This is a genomic window from Synechococcus sp. R55.4, from assembly GCF_047461935.1.
GTDB lineage: Bacteria > Cyanobacteriota > Cyanobacteriia > Thermostichales > Thermostichaceae > Thermostichus.
In genome coordinates this window covers 20,133-36,773 of sequence record NZ_JANSIF010000029.1, presented here as the reverse complement: position 1 = coordinate 36,773, position 16,641 = coordinate 20,133, and the positions used below count along the sequence as shown (strand labels likewise).

The window sequence follows — 16,641 nt, the reverse complement described above, 5'->3', positions numbered from 1 at the left end:
TTCATCTAAAAAAACCAACTTCATCCTCTTTCCTCTATAAATTATTCTCTCTATCCTAACATAAGATCAACACGACCCAGCTCATCATTAGGAAGGAAAATGCCTTGTCATGATGGAGTGCCCAAGGCCCAAGAATGCTCTCTGTATAGATGGGGTGGCCAAGTGGCTCAAACTGGCCTAAAGGATGGGATAAGGACTCCGGCCCGCTGTCGCGATCACAATTTCAAAACTCCTGGCTGCTCCGAGCCAACGCTTCTTGGATATCCAGATCCAGCCCTTTCACCGATTCCAGCACCGAGCGGGTGATCAGCTTACCCTCCTGCACCAAAATGGCGCCGGTTACAGGGTGCAAAAGCGGCTGTTCGGCCCGCCGACCGATCAACGCCTCGATATCCTGAAAAGCATTGATGTACATCCCGGCAGGCAATTCCACCACCACCCCTTCCCCCAGCACGCGCGCTTGGCAGGCCAGGCGGGAGTTGGGCTTGCAGGTGGTGATCGCCTCCAGGGTGCGCTGCTCCCGCTTGCTCACCGGAGACAAAGACTCCATCCCTTCCTTAACGTACACATGGCAGGTGGCACAGAGGCCGCGCCCGCCGCACTCTTTCAACACATTCAGCTCTTCCTGCAACAGTACCGAGAGCAAATTGCTGTTGGTGGCGATTTCAGACACTTGGGCAATGGGATCCAACCGCACGCGCTTGACCATAACCTTCCCTCTGTTACACGCCTTAACATTAGCTTGTCCATGAAATAAAGATCCCAGCCGCGTCCACATTGTATTATTGGCTACCTCGGTGGGCAGGTTGAGCCTCTTTTGGGGAATCGGGCTAGATTGGATCCCACTGTTGATTTCTGCTGTCCACTTCTAGGGTTCTGGCGGCATGAGTTCTCCGGCCATCCAGTGGTATCCCGGCCATATTGCCAAGGCAATTGGCCAGTTGCGGGAAGAGTTGCAGCGGGTGGATGCGGTCATCGAGGTGTTGGATGCGCGGATCCCGTTGGCCAGTCGTCATCCTGAGCTGGGCCGGTGGCTGGGGGAAAAACCTCGCCTCCTGGCTCTGAACAGGGCGGACTGCATTGAGGCTGGGGATCTGAAAGCTTGGCAGGAGTATTTTTTACGGCAAGGGATCCCTGTCTATCCCACCAATGGCCGCTCAGGAGAAGGGGTGAATCGCCTCAAGCAGGCGGTCTTGCAACTGGGGCAATCGGTCAATATGCGGCGTCAACAGCGGGGAATGCGACCGCGGGCCGTTCGGGCGGTGGTGGTGGGCTTTCCCAATGTGGGCAAATCTGCTTTGCTGAATCGACTGTTGGGGCGGCGGGCAGCCGAGAGCGCAGCACGTCCTGGGGTGACGCGGCAACTGCGGTGGGTGCGGCTGGGGGGAGAGTTGGATCTGTTGGACTCGCCGGGCATCATACCGCCCTCTCTGCCGGATCAACAGGCGGCCTCTCTATTGGCCATCTGCGATGACATCGGCGAAGCGGCCTACGATCCCGAACGGGTGGCGGCCCACTTTTTGGATCAAGTGCTGAGGGTGCAGCCCCAAGCCGGATCTCTCTTGCAAAAGCGCTACGGTTGGCCGGATCCGATCCCTCCCGGTGGTGCCGCAGTGCAGGAGTTGGCCGAGCGGCGGTATCAAGGGGATCCCCAGCGGGCGGCACGGCAAGTTCTCAACGACTACCGCAAGGGCTTGCTGGGGCCGCTGGCCTTGGAACTCCCTCCCAAGGCTTGAGCCCCTTAGAAGAAATCACGAAAGAAAGTCACGTTGTTGCTATGCCCACGGCAGGGAAACCGCTGCTGTGGGGCGTTGACTTTTCCCGAAACTGTCTACACTTGTCCCCAGCCGGGATCCAGCCTCTGTTTCCAAGGCCGATACACCTTGAAGTAGACAACGGAACCCACTTGTCTGGCCAAGGCTTTGATGCAAGTGTCTCCACCCATACAGCGCTGGCAAACGGGATGGTTCACCTGCAGACGATTGAACCCCCGCCGCAGCGCACAGGCCGGTTGGCCCCGCAAAATCTCGGCCAGGGATCCCCCCAGCGTCACTTGCCCCAGCGGGATTTGCCCTTCATAGTCCTTGCAACAGGGCACCACCGTGCCGTCGTAGAGGATCCCCGCCTGACCGGAAGCGCCATTGCAGTATCCCCAGCGAGCTGGGATTACCCGTTCTGTCTCCACGTTGCCCCAACTGTCCAAGGGAAACGTTTCCAAAACCAAGCGGGGATGGATGCGGATCTGCTGCCAGCGGCCCGGTCGGTAAGTAGCAATCTGGGCTTCTACCCAATCGAGAGCCGGTGCATCCGGGATCCCTTGCAAAGCTCGTCTGGCCCAAGCCGAGAGCTGAGCGCGCATCTGCTGTGCAGAATCGATCACCGAAAGAGCCTTATGCGGCACCAAAAACGGGTGGGGGCTAGTATCCAGGAATTTGAGATGCACCTGCGTAGGGCTGGAGGAGCGCAAGTGCACCTGCAGAAATTGGGTAATCCCAGCAAAGTAGCGCTCCGGCGTGAGGCGGGGAGGTGCTCCGCGAATGCTGAAGGTGACTGGATCGGGAGTTTGCAGGGAAATGGTTAGCTTAGCAAAGGGGCTGCGGTTCAGCTTTTCAATGTGCTCCGGCCAGAGGGCAAAGGTGCTGCCGTTGCTGGTCAGGTGCAGGCGAAGGCCAAGCTCAGCGGCCCTGCGAATACCCTCGAAAAGGTATGGGTAGAGCAGCGGCTCCCCCATCAGGTGAAAAGCCATCACGCGGGCCAGCCCTGTTGCCGCTACTTCCTCCAAAATCTGCTCCAGCAGAGCGGGCTCCATGTGCCCCCGCCGCCGTTGCATGATCCCATCTGGACAAAACTCGCACTTAAAGTTGCAAACGTTGGTCACCTCTATGTGCAGGCGTTCCAGTTGGGGAATAACAGCAGACATTAACAGCAGACATAGAGAGGGCCGGAACAAGTCGAGGGCAAATAGCGGATCCCCCACAAGCGCTAGGTAGTGATACGCTGTTTATCAGGTTAGATCCGGAGCGGAGCCATTGCAATGCTGAAATGCACCACTCGTCACGTCCATATCTTTGCCGGTGAAGTTACTGCCGACAACAACTTCGTGCCCCGCGACGACCTGTTTACCCTCGATGTGGATCCGGACAACGAGCTGGTCTGGACTGATGCTGCCCTGCAAAAGGTCTATGCCCGTTTCGAAGAGTTGGTGGAAGAATACCGGGGGCGAGACTTGACCGAGTACAATATCCGCCGCATTGGGTCTGACCTGGAACATTTCATCCGATCCCTGCTCAAGCAAGGGGAGATCGCCTATAACCTGCAGGGGCGTGCCCCCAACTTCAGCATGGGCTTTCCCCAGATCCCTGCTGAAGAAATTGTCGGCCAATACATCCCCAAGGGCTAGCTCTTTGCCGGTTCTGGACAGAGTTTTTGATTGTTCTGCATCTAAGGCTTTTACCCATCTGATTGTCGGAGCGTTTCCCCATGTCTGGAGAACCCACCCCCGAGGCCGCTGCTGCCGAGAAACCCGCTGAAGCTGCCAAGCCTGCTGCTGAGGATTCCCCCAAAGCCGCTGCGAAAAAAGTTGCTAAGGAAGAAAAGCCCTTCGAGCAACAGATCACGGAAGAGGTGATCCCGGCAGCCATTGCGGCTTTTCAAAAGCGCGGAGTCAGCGATCTGGAGCTGCGCCTGGAAGGCAAGACGCTGGTCGGCGCGTTTGCAGGAGGCAAGAAGCAATTTAGCGTGCTGTTTGCTGAGGGATCCTTGAATGGCCGCAAGTTCTTCCGCTGTACCACCGAAGGATCCCCGGCCAGCACCATCGAGTCTTTTATGATCGACGAGCGGCGCGTGGATGTCAACCTATTCGTGTTTTATTTGGTGCAGCGCCTTTACGCTCAGCAGTGGTATTGAGTTCGCGTGACCTTGAAGGATCCCTGGCTACCCCTAGCCGGAGAGAGTAAGCCTGCTCGCAAGAGACGAGGGGAGGTGCAGCCGGCTGCAGTTACCGTAAAGCCAGGATCCATCCGGCCATGTTCTTTGGCATGCCCACGATCCCAGAACGGGCACCTTGGCTGCCGCCTTCCCGGAAGATGAGCTGCGCACTTGGCTCGAAGAACGGTACCGCCCCAGCGGGATCAGCCGTTCATAGTCGCGTTTCAGGTTAGGGTGAGAGGCCTGGGCTACTGATCGCGCCAGCGGAACGGAGTCCTTGAAAAGCCTTCTGGCCCCGTGCATTCAACGTTTCTAGTTTGAATCGAAATGCCCATAATTGCCCAGAGGGCTGCTCCCGTAGATCAGGTTCCCCGGCAAACGGCGCCGCTTGAGCCTGAACCCAGTCTGACCAGAGGTTATCTAAAGTGAGGATCCCTAATTGTGGGGATCCCTTGCCATTGGGAGGGATGTTCTGTCGAGGCCAAAAAGATTATCGTTTGTAAAGAAAGCTAAGGCGGTGCTACGGGAGGTCTCGAAATGTACATCGTGCAGATTGCGTCTGAATGCGCCCCGGTTATCAAGGCGGGGGGACTGGGGGATGTGGTGTACGGCCTCAGCCGGGAGCTGGAAGTGCGGGGGCACTGTGTCGAGCTGGTTTTGCCCAAGTATGACACCATGCGCTACGACCAGATCTGGGGTTTGCACGACGCCTATCGCGATCTCTGGGTGCCCTGGTACGGGGGAGCCATCCACTGTTCGGTGTACTGCGGCTGGGTGCATGGCCGCCTTTGCTTTTTTATTGAGCCCCACTCGGGCGATAACTTCTTCAATCGCGGGTGTTATTACGGCTGCCCGGATGACAACATGCGTTTTGCTTTTTTCAGCAAGGCGGCTCTAGAGTTTCTCCTACAAAGCAACAAGCGCCCCGACATCATCCATTGCCACGACTGGCAGACAGGGTTGGTACCGGTGCTGCTGTTTGAGATCTACAAGTACCACGGCATGGCAAATCAGCGGGTGTGCTACACCATTCACAACTTCAAACACCAAGGCTTTGGCGGCCCAGAGATTCTTTGGGCTACCGGCCTCAACCGCGAACCCTACTACTTCCACTACGACCGTTTGCGCGATAACTTCAACCCCTTTTCTCTCAACTTTATGAAGGGGGGAATTGTTTTTTCCAACTTTGTCACTACGGTCTCTCCCAATCACGCGCTGGAGGTGCAATTTGGCGACTACGGCTATGGACTTGGCCATACCCTCTACTTGCACCGGCACAAGTTTCGCGGCGTTTTGAATGGCATCGATTACGACATTTGGAACCCGGAGATCGACCGCTTTATCCCCGTGCGCTACACTGCTCAAACGCTGGAAAATAAAGCTAAAAACAAAAAAGCTCTGCGGGATCGGCTGCTACTGCAGGATGTTGACAAGCCTATCGTGGCCTATATCGGGCGATTGGACGAGCAAAAGGGCGTGCATTTGGTGCATCATGCCATCTACCGCTCCCTGTTCAAAAATGCCCAATTTGTTCTGCTGGGATCCGCTACGGAGCTAGGGATCGGCGCTTGGTTTGCCCACGAGAAAAGCTACCTCAACAACAACCCCGATGTTCACATTGAGTTGGGCTTTAACGAAGAACTTTCCCACCTTATCTATGCGGGGGCAGACATCATCGTAGTGCCCAGCCACTACGAACCCTGTGGACTCACTCAGATGATTGGCTTGAAGTATGGCACAGTTCCGGTGGTGAGAGGAGTGGGTGGCCTGGTGGATACCGTCTTCGACCGCGACTACGATCCCCACAAATTGCCCGAGCAACGCAACGGCTACGTCTTTTATCACACAGATCCAGCTGCTTTGGAGTCGGCTCTGGATCGGGCCATCGACCTTTGGTACACCGCTCCTGACCAGTTCCGTCAACTGCAGATTCAAGGCATGAGCTACGACTACTCCTGGAACTATCCTGGCAAGGAGTATCTGGAGATCTACGACTTCATTCGTCACCGCTGAGCCCAACAGCGATCCCCAGCGATCCCAGCTCTTGACCCCAAGGACGAAATGCTGGACGATAGGTAGCAATCTTGGGCTTAACCTTCTCTACAGATTTGCTGCTGAGAAGGGTAATTCTGCTCCGTTATCTTTCCCTGTCTGTAAGGATCCCCGGCTGCCATGGGTTATCTCGCCTTGGTACTCCACGCGCACCTGCCGTTTGTGCGCCACCCTGAGCAAGACTTTGTGCTGGAGGAAGAATGGCTCTACGAAGCCATCACGGAGACCTATGTGCCGCTGCTGCACATGTTCGAGGGGCTACAGCGAGATGGCATCGACTTTCGCTTCACCATGTCCCTGACGCCGCCCTTGGTGTCGATGCTGCGGGATCCCTTGCTGCAGGAGCGCTACGACCACTACCTAACCAAATTGGAAGAGCTGGCTCAGCTGGAGTACGACAAAAACGCCACCAACGGCCACATTCGCTACCTGGCGGAGCACTACATCAAGCAGTTTGCCATGGTGCGGGATCTCTGGGAGCGCTACGACCGGGATCTGGTGCGAGCTTTTAAGCAGTTTCAAGACAGCGGCAACCTGGAGATCATCACCTGTGGGGCTACCCACGGCTACCTGCCCTTGATGCAGATGTACCCGCAGGCAGTCTGGGCGCAGTTGATTGTAGCTTGTGAGCACTACAACGAGCACTTTGGCCAATGGCCGCGGGGGATCTGGCTGCCGGAATGCGCCTACTACCAAGGGCTGGAGCGGATGATTGCCGATGCCGGCCTGCGCTACATGATCACCGACGCCCATGGTCTTCTCTACGCCAAGCCCCGGCCTCGTTACGGCATGTACGCCCCTATTTTTACCGAGACCGGCGTCGCCGTTTTCGGGCGGGATCACGAGTCTTCGCAGCAGGTGTGGTCGGCAGAGGTGGGCTATCCAGGGGATCCGGTTTACCGCGAGTTCTACAAAGACCTAGGGTATGAGGCCGACTACGAGTACATCAAGCCTTACATCATGCCCAACGGCCAGCGGAAAAACACCGGCATCAAGTACCACCGCATCACCGGGCGCAACCTGGACCTGGGGCAAAAGCAGCTTTACGACCCCTATTGGGCGCGGGAGAAAGCGGCAGAGCATGCGGGCAACTTTATGTTCAACCGCCAGCGGCAAATCGAATATTTGTACAGCGTCATGGGCCGCCCGCCGCTGGTGGTGGCCCCCTACGATGCGGAGTTGTTCGGCCACTGGTGGTACGAGGGCCCTTGGTTTTTGGATTTTCTCATCCGCAAGAGCTACTTCGACCAAAACACCTACCGCATGACTCACCTGGCGGAGTACCTGCGGGAGAACCCCACCCAGCAGGTGTGCAAACCTGCCCAGTCCAGTTGGGGGGCGCGCGGCTTCCACGAATACTGGCTGAACCCCAGCAACGCTTGGATTTATCCCCATTTGCACAAGGCCACCGAGCGGATGATCGAGCTGAGCCGTCGCGAGCCTGCCGATGACCTAGAATGGCGGGCCTTGAACCAGGCGGCGCGAGAATTGCTGCTGGCTCAATCGTCTGACTGGGCTTTTATCATGCGCACAGGGACGATGGTTCCCTATGCAGTGCGCCGCACCAAGTCTCATCTGCTGCGCTTCAACCACCTCTACGAGAAGATCAAAGAGGGTCAGTTTCGGCGAGAAAAAGCCACCCCTGAAGAGGAGCAGTGGCTGGCCAAGGTGGAATACATGGACAACATCTTCCCCAATCTCAACTACCGGGTTTACCGACCCCTCTAAGCCGGTTGGGCAGGTCTGGAGGGTGCCTGCTTCCGACCGCCAGAGACACCAGAGGCAGAAGTTTCCGGCTACCCTCCTTGAGGGGATCGAACTACCCCAGGGCAGGAGGGATCCTCCGTTCGTTGCGCTGATCCCAACCTTCCTCTCCTTTTGGGAAAGGGGCAGGAGTCGCTCGTGTTGGCCTCGCAGAGCGCTCAGGGAGCGTTTTAATCTGGCTTGTTCAGTAGCCCCGATATCCCCGAAGACTCCCTGCTGCTGGGGCCCACCTTTCCTAGCCGGATGGCCAGGCCACCGATTCTAAAGCTTGGTGCCGCACTCGGCGCAAAACTTGTGCAGGGTGGGGTTTTTGGTGCCGCAATTGGGGCAGTAGATCAGCTCGGCGGCTTGTTCCAGTTGCCGCTTCTCCGGCAGCCCGATCATCTGATAATTGGCTTTGCCGGCAGGCACCATCGGGTAGCAGTTTTCGTCCCGCTTGACCACAAAGTCGGCCACTACCGGCCCCTCGTGCTTGAGGATCTCCTGGATGGCATCTTCCAGTTGATCGGGGTGATCGACGCGGATCCCTTTTACCCCAAAAGCCTCGGCTAGCTTGACAAAATCCGGCATTCCGGGAGACATATCCGAGTGGGAGTAGCGCTCGCCGTGGAAGGCCTGCTGCCACTGCCGCACCATGCCCTGCCAGCCGTTGTTGATGATGGCCACTTTGGTGGCAATGCCGTACTGAGCCACTGTGCCCAGCTCTTGCATGTTCATCTGGAAGCTGGCATCGCCACTGATGCAGATGACTTCTTCGTGAGGCAGGGCTACCTTGACTCCCATCGCCGCGGGGAACCCGTAGCCCATGGTGCCCAGCCCAGAACTGGAGATCCATTGGCGCGGCCCGTTGCGCAGAAACTGCGCCGCCCACATCTGATGCTGGCCAACATCGGTGGTGTAGTAGGCGTGGGGAGCATGACGACGAAAGGCATCGATCACCTGTTGAGGGGCAATCACGCCTTCGTAGCTGGGCACCTGCAGGGGATAGTCCCGCTTCCAGCGCTCGATCCGATCCAGCCAAGCCTGAGTTAGGCCTGGAGTAGAAGGCATTTTGCTCAGTTGAGCCAGCATCTCCACCAGAACAGTGCGCACATCCCCTACAATCGGCACATCGGGCGCACGGTTTTTGCCCACCTCGGCTGGGTCGATGTCGATGTGAATGACTTTGGCGTGCTTGGCAAATTCATCTAGCTTGCCGGTTACGCGGTCGTCGAAGCGGGCTCCCACCGCAATGAGCAGGTCGCACTCGGTGACGGCGAAGTTGGCATAGGCCGTGCCGTGCATGCCCAGCATCCCCACCGACAGGGGATCGTTCTCATCGAAAGCCCCTTTGCCCATGAGGGTGGTGGTCACCGGGATCCGATAGGTGTGGGCCAGCTCGGCAATTTCGGCGTGGGCACCGGAGATGATCGCCCCACCTCCCACATACAGCAAGGGCCGTTTGGCCTGCAGGATCAGCTTGGCCGCCGCATGGATTTGCCGTGGGTTGCCTCGCACGGTGGGCTTGTAGCCGGGGATGTTGATCTCGCTGACAGGTTGATAGTCAAACTCTTCTAGGCCCACATCTTTGGGGATGTCGATCAGCACCGGCCCGGGCCGCCCTGTCCTGGCAATGTGAAAAGCCTCTGCCACGATCCGAGACATTTGGCGCGGATCCCGTACCACGTAGGAGTGCTTCACAATGGGCAGGGTGATGCCAAAGATGTCCGTCTCCTGGAAGCCGTCGGTGCCAATCAGATGGCGAGGTACCTGCCCAGTGATGACCACCATCGGTACAGAGTCCATCATGGCGTTGGCAATGCCCGTCACCAGGTTGGTCGCCCCTGGGCCAGAGGTAGCAAAACACACCCCCACCTTGCCAGTGGCGCGAGCATATCCGTCGGCGGCGTGGGCAGCCGCTTGTTCGTGGCGTACCAGGTAATGTTTGAGCAGCCCCTGAGACTCGGCTTTGTACAGCTCGTCGTAGATGGGGAGGATGGCTCCCCCCGGATAGCCAAAGATGTGTTGCACCCCATGCCGGTGCAGGCTGTCCACCAACGCATATCCACCAGTCGCCACGGTGTCTCCTCCCCACTGAGATGACCGAACGTCAAACGCCCGCTCTCAGGAGCGCCAGCGCAGACAGGGTACTGGCCAGAAGTTGGCCAACTTTGTATTCAATTCTACAGTCTAGCAGTGGTTTGCTTTGGAATCGCTTAGACTTTCACGGTCGGCTAAAGTAACACTGGGGATCCCTAGGGATCCTCGCCGGAGTGTTGAGAGTGCCCTATCCATGACTGGAGAGCCAACCCCCATTGACCCCGGGCCGGAGCGGTCTCAGGGCAGCTTGCTGCTAGCTGTGCCCATCCTCGGATCCCCGCACAGTGCTGTGGGATCCCGACAGTGGCTGGTATGGGGAGCGCTGGGGATCTTTCTGGTGGGTCTGGGGTTGCGCCTGTGGCGGCTGGACGAGTTCCCGGCACCTGTGTTCGATGAGGTGTACTTCCCGGAGTTTGCCCAGAACTACCTGGATGGCAAGCCTTTTTACGATGTGCATCCTCCCTTGGGCAAGTACTTCATTGCCCTTAGCATTCAGGTGTTTGGCCGCAACGAGTGGGGATTCCGCTTCGCCACTGCTTTTTGCGGATCCCTGATCCCGCTGTTGCTGACCGGTTTAGCCTACCGCCTCACCTACCACGTGGGCTTTGCTCTGTTGAGCGGGGTTTTGCTGCTGACCGATGGGGTGTTTCTGGTGGAATCCCGCTTTGGCCTGATCAACGTGTATCTGGTAGCCTTTGGGCTGGCAGCGACCATTCTGTTGCTGAGAGGTCTAGAAGACCAAGGTTGGCGACGGGCTGCTCACTTTGCTTGCTCCGGGATCCTGTTGGGGGCGGCAGCTTCGGTGAAGTGGAATGGCCTCTGGTTTACCTTCATGTTTGCTCTGTTGGGGATCCTCGTCTGGGGGGTGGTCTGGCTGCGCCCGCAGTGGATCCCACGGTTGGGCATTTTGATCCAGATTCGTCATCTGCGCTGGTGGCACTATGCGTTCTGCTTCGTCCTCGCTCCGCTGGCCTTTTATGCCATTCAGTGGATCCCGCACCTGCAGCTGAATCCCCAACAGGGACTAACTCTGGATTGGAGCTGGACGGGCATCCAGAATTATTTCCGATCCCTGGTGCTCATCAACCAATCCATCTACGGCGGCCACATGGCAGCCCACCTGGTGGTGAACGAAGAGACGCCTGTTCACCCCTACTGCTCCACCAGCTTGCGATCCCTGGTGGCTTGGTTCCCGGCTTTGCGTCCTTGGCTGACTACGCCCTTGGCCTCGGCAGGAGCTTGGTCCTGGCCAATTCTGGGCCGCCCCGTGGCCTACTACTTCGGCAGTCAGGGCAACCTCTGGCAAGCTGTTCATGGCTTGGGCAATCCTTGGCTGTGGTGGCTGGGGACGGGATCCATCTTGGTGCTTGTCTGGCGAGGGATCCGCCACTTTCACGGTCTCGAAGCCTTCATTTTGATTGGCTATGCGGCCAATTACCTGCCTTGGTTTAGGGTCAGCCGCTGCGTTTTTATCTACCACTACATGAGCGCTCTGGCGTTTAGCACCCTAGCCCTGGCTTGGTTGGTGCTGCTGGGCTGGCAGAGCTATCGCCGCTTTTGGCGCGGGGCGAGCATCACGGCGGTGGCCTTGGTTTTGGCGTCCTTTGTCTTCTTTTTCCCCGTTTGGCTTGGCCTGCCCCTCAGTCCAAGCGGATTCTACGCCCGCATGTGGTTTCGCTCTAGCCCGGTGCCGCTGTTCTGTTTCAGCCCCCAATCCTGCCAACAGCCCCCGCTGCACCTGCCGCCCATCCCCGGCTTGAACTGGATCTAAGGGAGGCATGGTAAGCTTTGTGAAGTTTGTTTCGTGAAATGCGGCGCTCCGTTACCGAAAGATGGAGCGAGGTTCGCGAAACCCTTGTGGTGGAGGTAGTGGAAACGTCATGGCCCGATCTTGCCCGAGTTCTGCCAACTCTCCCCGCCGTCCACTGGCTTATTCAGAGCAAGCTGTCCCGGTTGGGGTGATCGGGGTAGGCAACATGGGCCAGCACCACACCCGCGTTTTCAGCCTGATGAAGGATGTGCGGGTCGTGGGGGTAGCGGATATCAACGTGGAACGGGGATTGGATGTGGCCAGCCGCCACCGCGTTCATTTCTATGAGGACTACCGCGATCTGCTGCCCCATGTAGCTGCCGTGGCCATTGCCGTGCCGACGGTTCTGCACCACGAGGTGGGTATGGCCTGCCTGGAGGCCGGGGTACATGTGCTGATCGAAAAGCCCATCGCTGCCAGCATCAGCGAAGCAGAATCGCTGGTGAACCGAGCTGCCGATTGCAATTGTATTTTGCAGGTGGGGCACATCGAGCGCTTCAGCCCTGTTTTCCAAAAGCTGGGCCAAGTCTTGCAAAGTGAAGAACCTCTGGCTTTCGAGGCTCACCGTCTCAGCCCCTATTCCGACCGCGCCAGCGATGTGTCGGTGGTATTCGACTTGATGATCCACGACATCGATCTGTTGCTGGAGCTGATCCCATCTCCCGTGACCCAGATTACCGCCAGCGGCAACCGCATCTCCAAGCTGGGCTACCTGGACTATGTCACGGCTACTCTCACTTTTGCCAACGGTGCCATCGCCACCCTCACCGCCAGCAAGGTCACCCACCGCAAGGTGCGCAAAATTGCCGTCCACTGCAAGAATGCCTTGGTAGAAGCAGATTTTCTCCACAATGAGATCTCGGTGTACCGCCAGGGATCCGTCGGCAGCACCAGCGACTACGGCCAAATGCCCTACCAGCGGGATTGTTTGATTGAGAAAGTCCACACCGACAATATCGACAAGCTGCATGCCGAACTGGAGCACTTCATCAATTGCGTGCGGGGGGGCAACCAACCTTCTGTGGGTGGGGAACAGGCCCTGAAAGCATTGAGGCTGGCCTCGGAGGTAGAGCGGATTGCTTTGGATGGATGTGCCTGGAGCGAAGCCAAGCCCCGCCGTAGTCTCCTATCCTAGTCTTTAACGCAAGCCCCAGATGGGGGCAGAGCCCTGTTGTTGGCCCATAGCCATTCCAGCATCAGGCTGGGGAAGAAAAAGCGACATTCGCGCCCGCGGAGTGCAGCTCTATTGACAGCTCCCCATTCGGGTGGCAGCTTTTCGAGCGAGCAATGGGGCTCCCACCAGACTCAGGCAAGAGGTGGCATCCACAGCTGTGAAATCGGGCACGCAAGCCCCGGCAGCAACGGCGAGTCCAATTCATCTTTCCCAAGCAAGTTTTGATCAACACCAACTGCCTTTGCTGACGCCGGTAGACTTCCACTTGTTGCTGTTGCCAGTCCACCACTCAATACTCCTGTAGCCCAAGCCGACTGTAGAGCTTGAGCTTAGTTTGCTTATCTTGGCCAATATTGCGAGCTCCAGGGCTCAGCACTTCTACCGCCGATTCTGGGGCACTGTGGAGTTTGCCATCCGCCCCTAACGCTGTTCTCAGTCGAGAGCGGCTTACCCACACCACATCAGGAGCCACATTGTTATCTTCGGCAAAAATCACTCCCGGAGCAGTGTTGGCCAATCTCAGGCCCGTTTTCTCACTCTATTCGCCTTTCAAATTTCTTCTAAGATGCGAAACTGCACATGGTTAATGGCCAGCTCCCCAATTGAGGCTTGGTCGGTGTTGATCGTCTCGAAAGGGATCCCTTTGGCGATCTCGGCATGGGTCCAGGGCAGGCCCATGAAGTAGCGCTGCGAATAGGGGCGCTCCCCCCGATCGTCGGGGTTCGACTCCATCGGCACCCAACCCCAGCCGGGCAGATAAAACTCAATCCACACGTGGTTGTACTGGGGAAACAGCGGGATCCCTTTCAGTTCTGGATGGGGAGGACATTTGTAGCGCCCCACCGTGCGGCAAGGGATCCCATTGAGGCGGGCCAAAGCCAACAGCACCCCCACATATTCGCCACAAGAACCGGAGCCACGCCGCAAAACCTCATCCGGCGGATCAATGCGAGAGGTGACCCGGTAGGAGAGCTTGTCGTAAACATAGGCCCGGATATTGAGCATTTTGCGCAGCAAGTTGGTCTCGCTGCCAACGGCCAGCCGCGCTGCCTCTCGGACAATCGAGGTGTCCATGGCCAGGTAGTCATCGTCCACCAAGTAGCGATCCCGCAGCTCCCTGGGCAAAACGGCAGCCTCTACATCCAGTGGATCGATGCAGTACTTGATACTGTAGAGATCCAGCACCGCCCGCCAGCCAAACAAGCGCACCTCATGGGCCCCCAGGGATCCCAGCGAAAACACCGCCACCTGTTGGCCAGATTGCTCTTCCACTTCAAACGGCAGACCTACCCAGTGCAGGCTGCGCACCCGTTGGCGAAGGCTGTTGCAGGGCAAGGCAATTCGCCAGACCAAATCGGGCAGGAAGCGCGGCTCTTCTTGGGCAATTTCTTCCACATAGGTCAGCTCCACCCGATAGCCGTGGGAGAGGGTGTAGGTGGCGCGTTCCCCCAGACACTGGGGCTGAAAAACTACCGGACAGGCAATGGGGGAATCCTCGGCCTCGGTTCCACTGCCGCCAGAGGGGTCGGGGGAGCTAGGGGGATCCAAAGGCCGCAGGCGTAGGGGGGCCACCCAGGTTTTATCGCGCAGGGCCACCGACAAGGGATCTGGAGCGTTGGGGTTGTCGTGGATGTAGGCTTCTTCGTGGGCGTAGGCTACCCAGAGCTGCCCCCGCCAGTAGGCCAAGCCTGTCGGCCCAGGAGAAGGGGTGAGGATGCGGGCCAGTTCTCGCCCGGTCTGGCGCTCCAGCACGTAGATCGTCTCTTCCACCCGATCGCTCACCCAGAGGTAGTCTCCCTGCACCGCAATCTGTTCTCGGCCAACCCCAGGGGCAGGCATCTCCTGCACAATAAGGCCACGGCTGGGATCCAGTTGCAGGATTTTTCCCCGTTTGTAGCAGGTGGCATAGAGGTAGCAGTTTCCCGTGTGGGGATCGATCCAGAGGGCGATCCCTTCGATGGGGCAGGGGCAGCTACACACTGGAAAGGCTTCCAGGGATCCCGGTTCCTGCAGAGCGGCCATGGGAATGCGCAAGATTTGCCCCTCTTGCTCCCGACTGAGCCAAATCCACGCTTGATCCCCTTCTGACTCTACCCACAAACCGTAAGCGCCTTGGAAAGAATGGACATGATGGGGATTGAGCAGCAGGGTGTTGTGCTCTTGAATTTCCACCAAATAGCCCCTCACCCGATCCAAGCCGAGTAGGCAATCTCCCCAGGTGGCCAAACCTTCCAAAGCGACCAGCCCCAACGGTTGCAAAGGGGCCACAGTTCCCTGTTGCTGCCCAGATTGAGGCCACCAAGCGGGCTGGGATCCTTCTGCCGTAGAACCCGGATTTTTCAGAGCACCTAGATCATTTGCCGGATGAATGGCAACCATGAAGGCTTCCCTGCTTGTGGAGAAGTTGGCGCGCTAGCGCGATCCGCACCAGATCAGTACGACTGTCCAACATTATTATGATGCGCCTCTTTTCAACCCCACACCCAAGGCTTCTCGACCGATGTATCCCTGCTAGTCTTGCCAGGACTGGAGAATGTTACGATGATGGCGGCTTTTTGGCCAGCAAGATAGAGCAGCGGTGGGGAGTGGTAGGGGATGGAGTTGGCCTTGGCAATTGGCGGCCTGGTGGCAGGGATCCTGGCCGGGGTGCTGGGCATTGGCGGTGGCGTGATCCTGGTGCCCTTACAGGTCAGCTTGGGGATCCCACCGGTTCAAGCTGCAGCCACCAGCAACCTTTCCATCGTTATGACCTCGATTGCAGGCAGCATCCAAAACTGGCGGATGGGCATGCTGGATCTGAAACGGGTGATCCTGCTGGGGATCCCCGCATTGCTTACGGCCCAAGTGGGGGCGATCATCGCCAGTCGCCTTCCCAGCTACCTGCTGTTGACAGCCTTCGGGGTGTTGCTGCTGGCCAACACTTATCTGGTGGAGCTGCGCAAAAAGGTGGCCACCCAAGCCCTGGAGACAGAGTTCCCGCCTGCTGCTGTTCGCGACAGTGGTGCGAAGTCCTCAGGACAGATGTCTCCCTGGTTAGCCCGCGCCCTGACCGGTGGCGCTGCCGGTTTGTTGGCCGGGCTGTTTGGCATCGGCGGTGGGGTGATCCTGGTGCCAATGCAGATCCTGCTGCTGAAAGAGACGATCAAAGTGGCGATTCAGACCAGTCTGGGGGCCATTGTAATCACAGCAGTTGCTGCCACCGCCAGCCATGCGGGCCTCAGCGATTGGATCTGGAATGGCCTGGGGTTGGGGGACGGCACTATCCACCAAAATGTGCTCTGGATCCCTGGTTTGATCTTGGGGACAGGGGGGTTAATCGGTGTACAGATCAGCACACGCACCCTGCCCAAATTGCCCGATGAAACCGTCGGACTGCTGTTTCGGGGCTTTCTGACCATCCTTTCTCTCTACATTTTTTGGCAAGCTTGGCAAAGCTACCGAGCCCTGTGAAGTGATCCTGGTCTGCCTGAGCGCTCAAGACAGCAGTCCTTGGTCATTTCGATTCTACGTTGGACGCGCTTTCCCCTCAGAGGACAGGGATCCTGCTGTTTGGGATAGGGCACCTTGTTTGCAGGGGTCATGCACAGGGTAGCTGCCAAAGAGCTTCAAGGTTTCGGCAATCGATTCCAGCGCCGCAATCACCTCGGCATCCAGATAGGGCTGGCCAACAGGATTCTCCAGATCGACAAAGACATAAGTCCCTGCCTGTCGGATCCCGTTAGCCAAGCCCTTGCCCAGAGCAAAGGCCAGAAAGTCTTTTTTTCCTGCAAGCGCGGGGGGGTAGGTTGCAGGTTTGGCTCGGACAAGAGATCATAGAGTTTCGTCAAAACCCAAA

The 16,641-nt window shown here is 57.9% G+C and carries 13 protein-coding genes and 1 pseudogene; 8 read left to right on the top strand and 6 right to left on the bottom strand.

From position 1 onward, the window contains the following. Positions 1-223 precede the first annotated feature (223 nt). On the bottom strand, positions 224-709 hold the full coding sequence (locus tag NW842_RS08305; RefSeq protein ID WP_414358164.1) for a 2Fe-2S iron-sulfur cluster-binding protein: 486 nt from the start codon (positions 707-709) through the stop codon (positions 224-226). A gap of 175 nt (positions 710-884) precedes the next feature. Here NW842_RS08305 and ylqF point away from each other — a divergent pair, with 175 nt between their 5' ends. Next, a complete protein-coding gene (ylqF, locus tag NW842_RS08300) occupies positions 885-1,736 on the top strand; it encodes a ribosome biogenesis GTPase YlqF (protein ID WP_414330227.1) in 852 nt (283 codons plus the stop codon). Between the two features lie 95 nt (positions 1,737-1,831). Here the strand turns inward: ylqF and NW842_RS08295 are convergent, their stop codons facing one another. Then, the gene (locus tag NW842_RS08295; protein WP_414374724.1) at positions 1,832-2,920 is read right to left on the bottom strand and encodes a radical SAM/SPASM domain-containing protein; all 1,089 of its coding nucleotides are present in this window, start codon (positions 2,918-2,920) and stop codon (positions 1,832-1,834) included. 114 nt (positions 2,921-3,034) lie between these two features. Between NW842_RS08295 and NW842_RS08290 the strand changes: the two genes are divergently transcribed. From NW842_RS08290 to NW842_RS08275, 4 genes are all read left to right on the top strand, one after another. Then, positions 3,035-3,400, top strand: coding sequence for an NAD(P)H-quinone oxidoreductase subunit M (locus tag NW842_RS08290; RefSeq protein ID WP_011432289.1), 366 nt, complete (start codon positions 3,035-3,037; stop codon positions 3,398-3,400). 80 nt (positions 3,401-3,480) lie between these two features. After that, positions 3,481-3,906: a DUF2996 domain-containing protein gene (locus NW842_RS08285; protein ID WP_011432290.1), complete on the top strand. Its 426-nt coding sequence runs from the start codon at positions 3,481-3,483 to the stop codon at positions 3,904-3,906. A gap of 558 nt (positions 3,907-4,464) precedes the next feature. Then, complete coding sequence (glgA, locus tag NW842_RS08280; RefSeq protein WP_414374726.1) at positions 4,465-5,940, top strand: glycogen synthase GlgA; 1,476 nt, start codon at positions 4,465-4,467, stop codon at positions 5,938-5,940. A gap of 159 nt (positions 5,941-6,099) precedes the next feature. Next, on the top strand, positions 6,100-7,707 hold the full coding sequence (locus NW842_RS08275; RefSeq protein ID WP_414374728.1) for a glycoside hydrolase family 57 protein: 1,608 nt from the start codon (positions 6,100-6,102) through the stop codon (positions 7,705-7,707). A gap of 297 nt (positions 7,708-8,004) precedes the next feature. Here the strand turns inward: NW842_RS08275 and ilvB are convergent. Continuing rightward, a pseudogene (ilvB, locus tag NW842_RS08270) lies at positions 8,005-9,804 on the bottom strand (biosynthetic-type acetolactate synthase large subunit); the annotation flags it as partial. 211 nt (positions 9,805-10,015) lie between these two features. Here ilvB and NW842_RS08265 point away from each other — a divergent pair. Both NW842_RS08265 and NW842_RS08260 read left to right on the top strand, forming a co-directional pair. Further along, a complete protein-coding gene (locus NW842_RS08265; RefSeq protein WP_414417830.1) occupies positions 10,016-11,593 on the top strand; it encodes a phospholipid carrier-dependent glycosyltransferase in 1,578 nt (525 codons plus the stop codon). 109 nt (positions 11,594-11,702) lie between these two features. Next, positions 11,703-12,767 carry a Gfo/Idh/MocA family protein gene (locus tag NW842_RS08260; protein ID WP_011432295.1) on the top strand — a complete coding sequence of 355 codons (1,065 nt, stop codon included), beginning with the start codon at positions 11,703-11,705 and terminating at the stop codon, positions 12,765-12,767. A gap of 328 nt (positions 12,768-13,095) precedes the next feature. Here the strand turns inward: NW842_RS08260 and NW842_RS08255 are convergent, their stop codons facing one another. Together NW842_RS08255 and NW842_RS08250 are read right to left on the bottom strand one after the other, a co-directional pair. Further along, a complete protein-coding gene (locus NW842_RS08255) occupies positions 13,096-13,323 on the bottom strand; it encodes a Uma2 family endonuclease (RefSeq protein ID WP_414408210.1) in 228 nt (75 codons plus the stop codon). Positions 13,324-13,355: 32 nt separating this feature from the next. Continuing rightward, on the bottom strand, positions 13,356-15,185 hold the full coding sequence (locus NW842_RS08250) for a transglutaminase domain-containing protein (RefSeq protein ID WP_414417829.1): 1,830 nt from the start codon (positions 15,183-15,185) through the stop codon (positions 13,356-13,358). 216 nt (positions 15,186-15,401) lie between these two features. Here NW842_RS08250 and NW842_RS08245 point away from each other — a divergent pair, with 216 nt between their 5' ends. Continuing rightward, a complete protein-coding gene (locus tag NW842_RS08245; protein ID WP_414374732.1) occupies positions 15,402-16,256 on the top strand; it encodes a sulfite exporter TauE/SafE family protein in 855 nt (284 codons plus the stop codon). A gap of 54 nt (positions 16,257-16,310) precedes the next feature. Here the strand turns inward: NW842_RS08245 and NW842_RS08240 are convergent, their stop codons facing one another. Beyond that, entirely contained in the window at positions 16,311-16,532 is a 222-nt protein-coding gene (locus NW842_RS08240) for a hypothetical protein (protein WP_414357796.1), read from the bottom strand. Between the last annotated feature and the right edge of the window lie 109 nt (positions 16,533-16,641).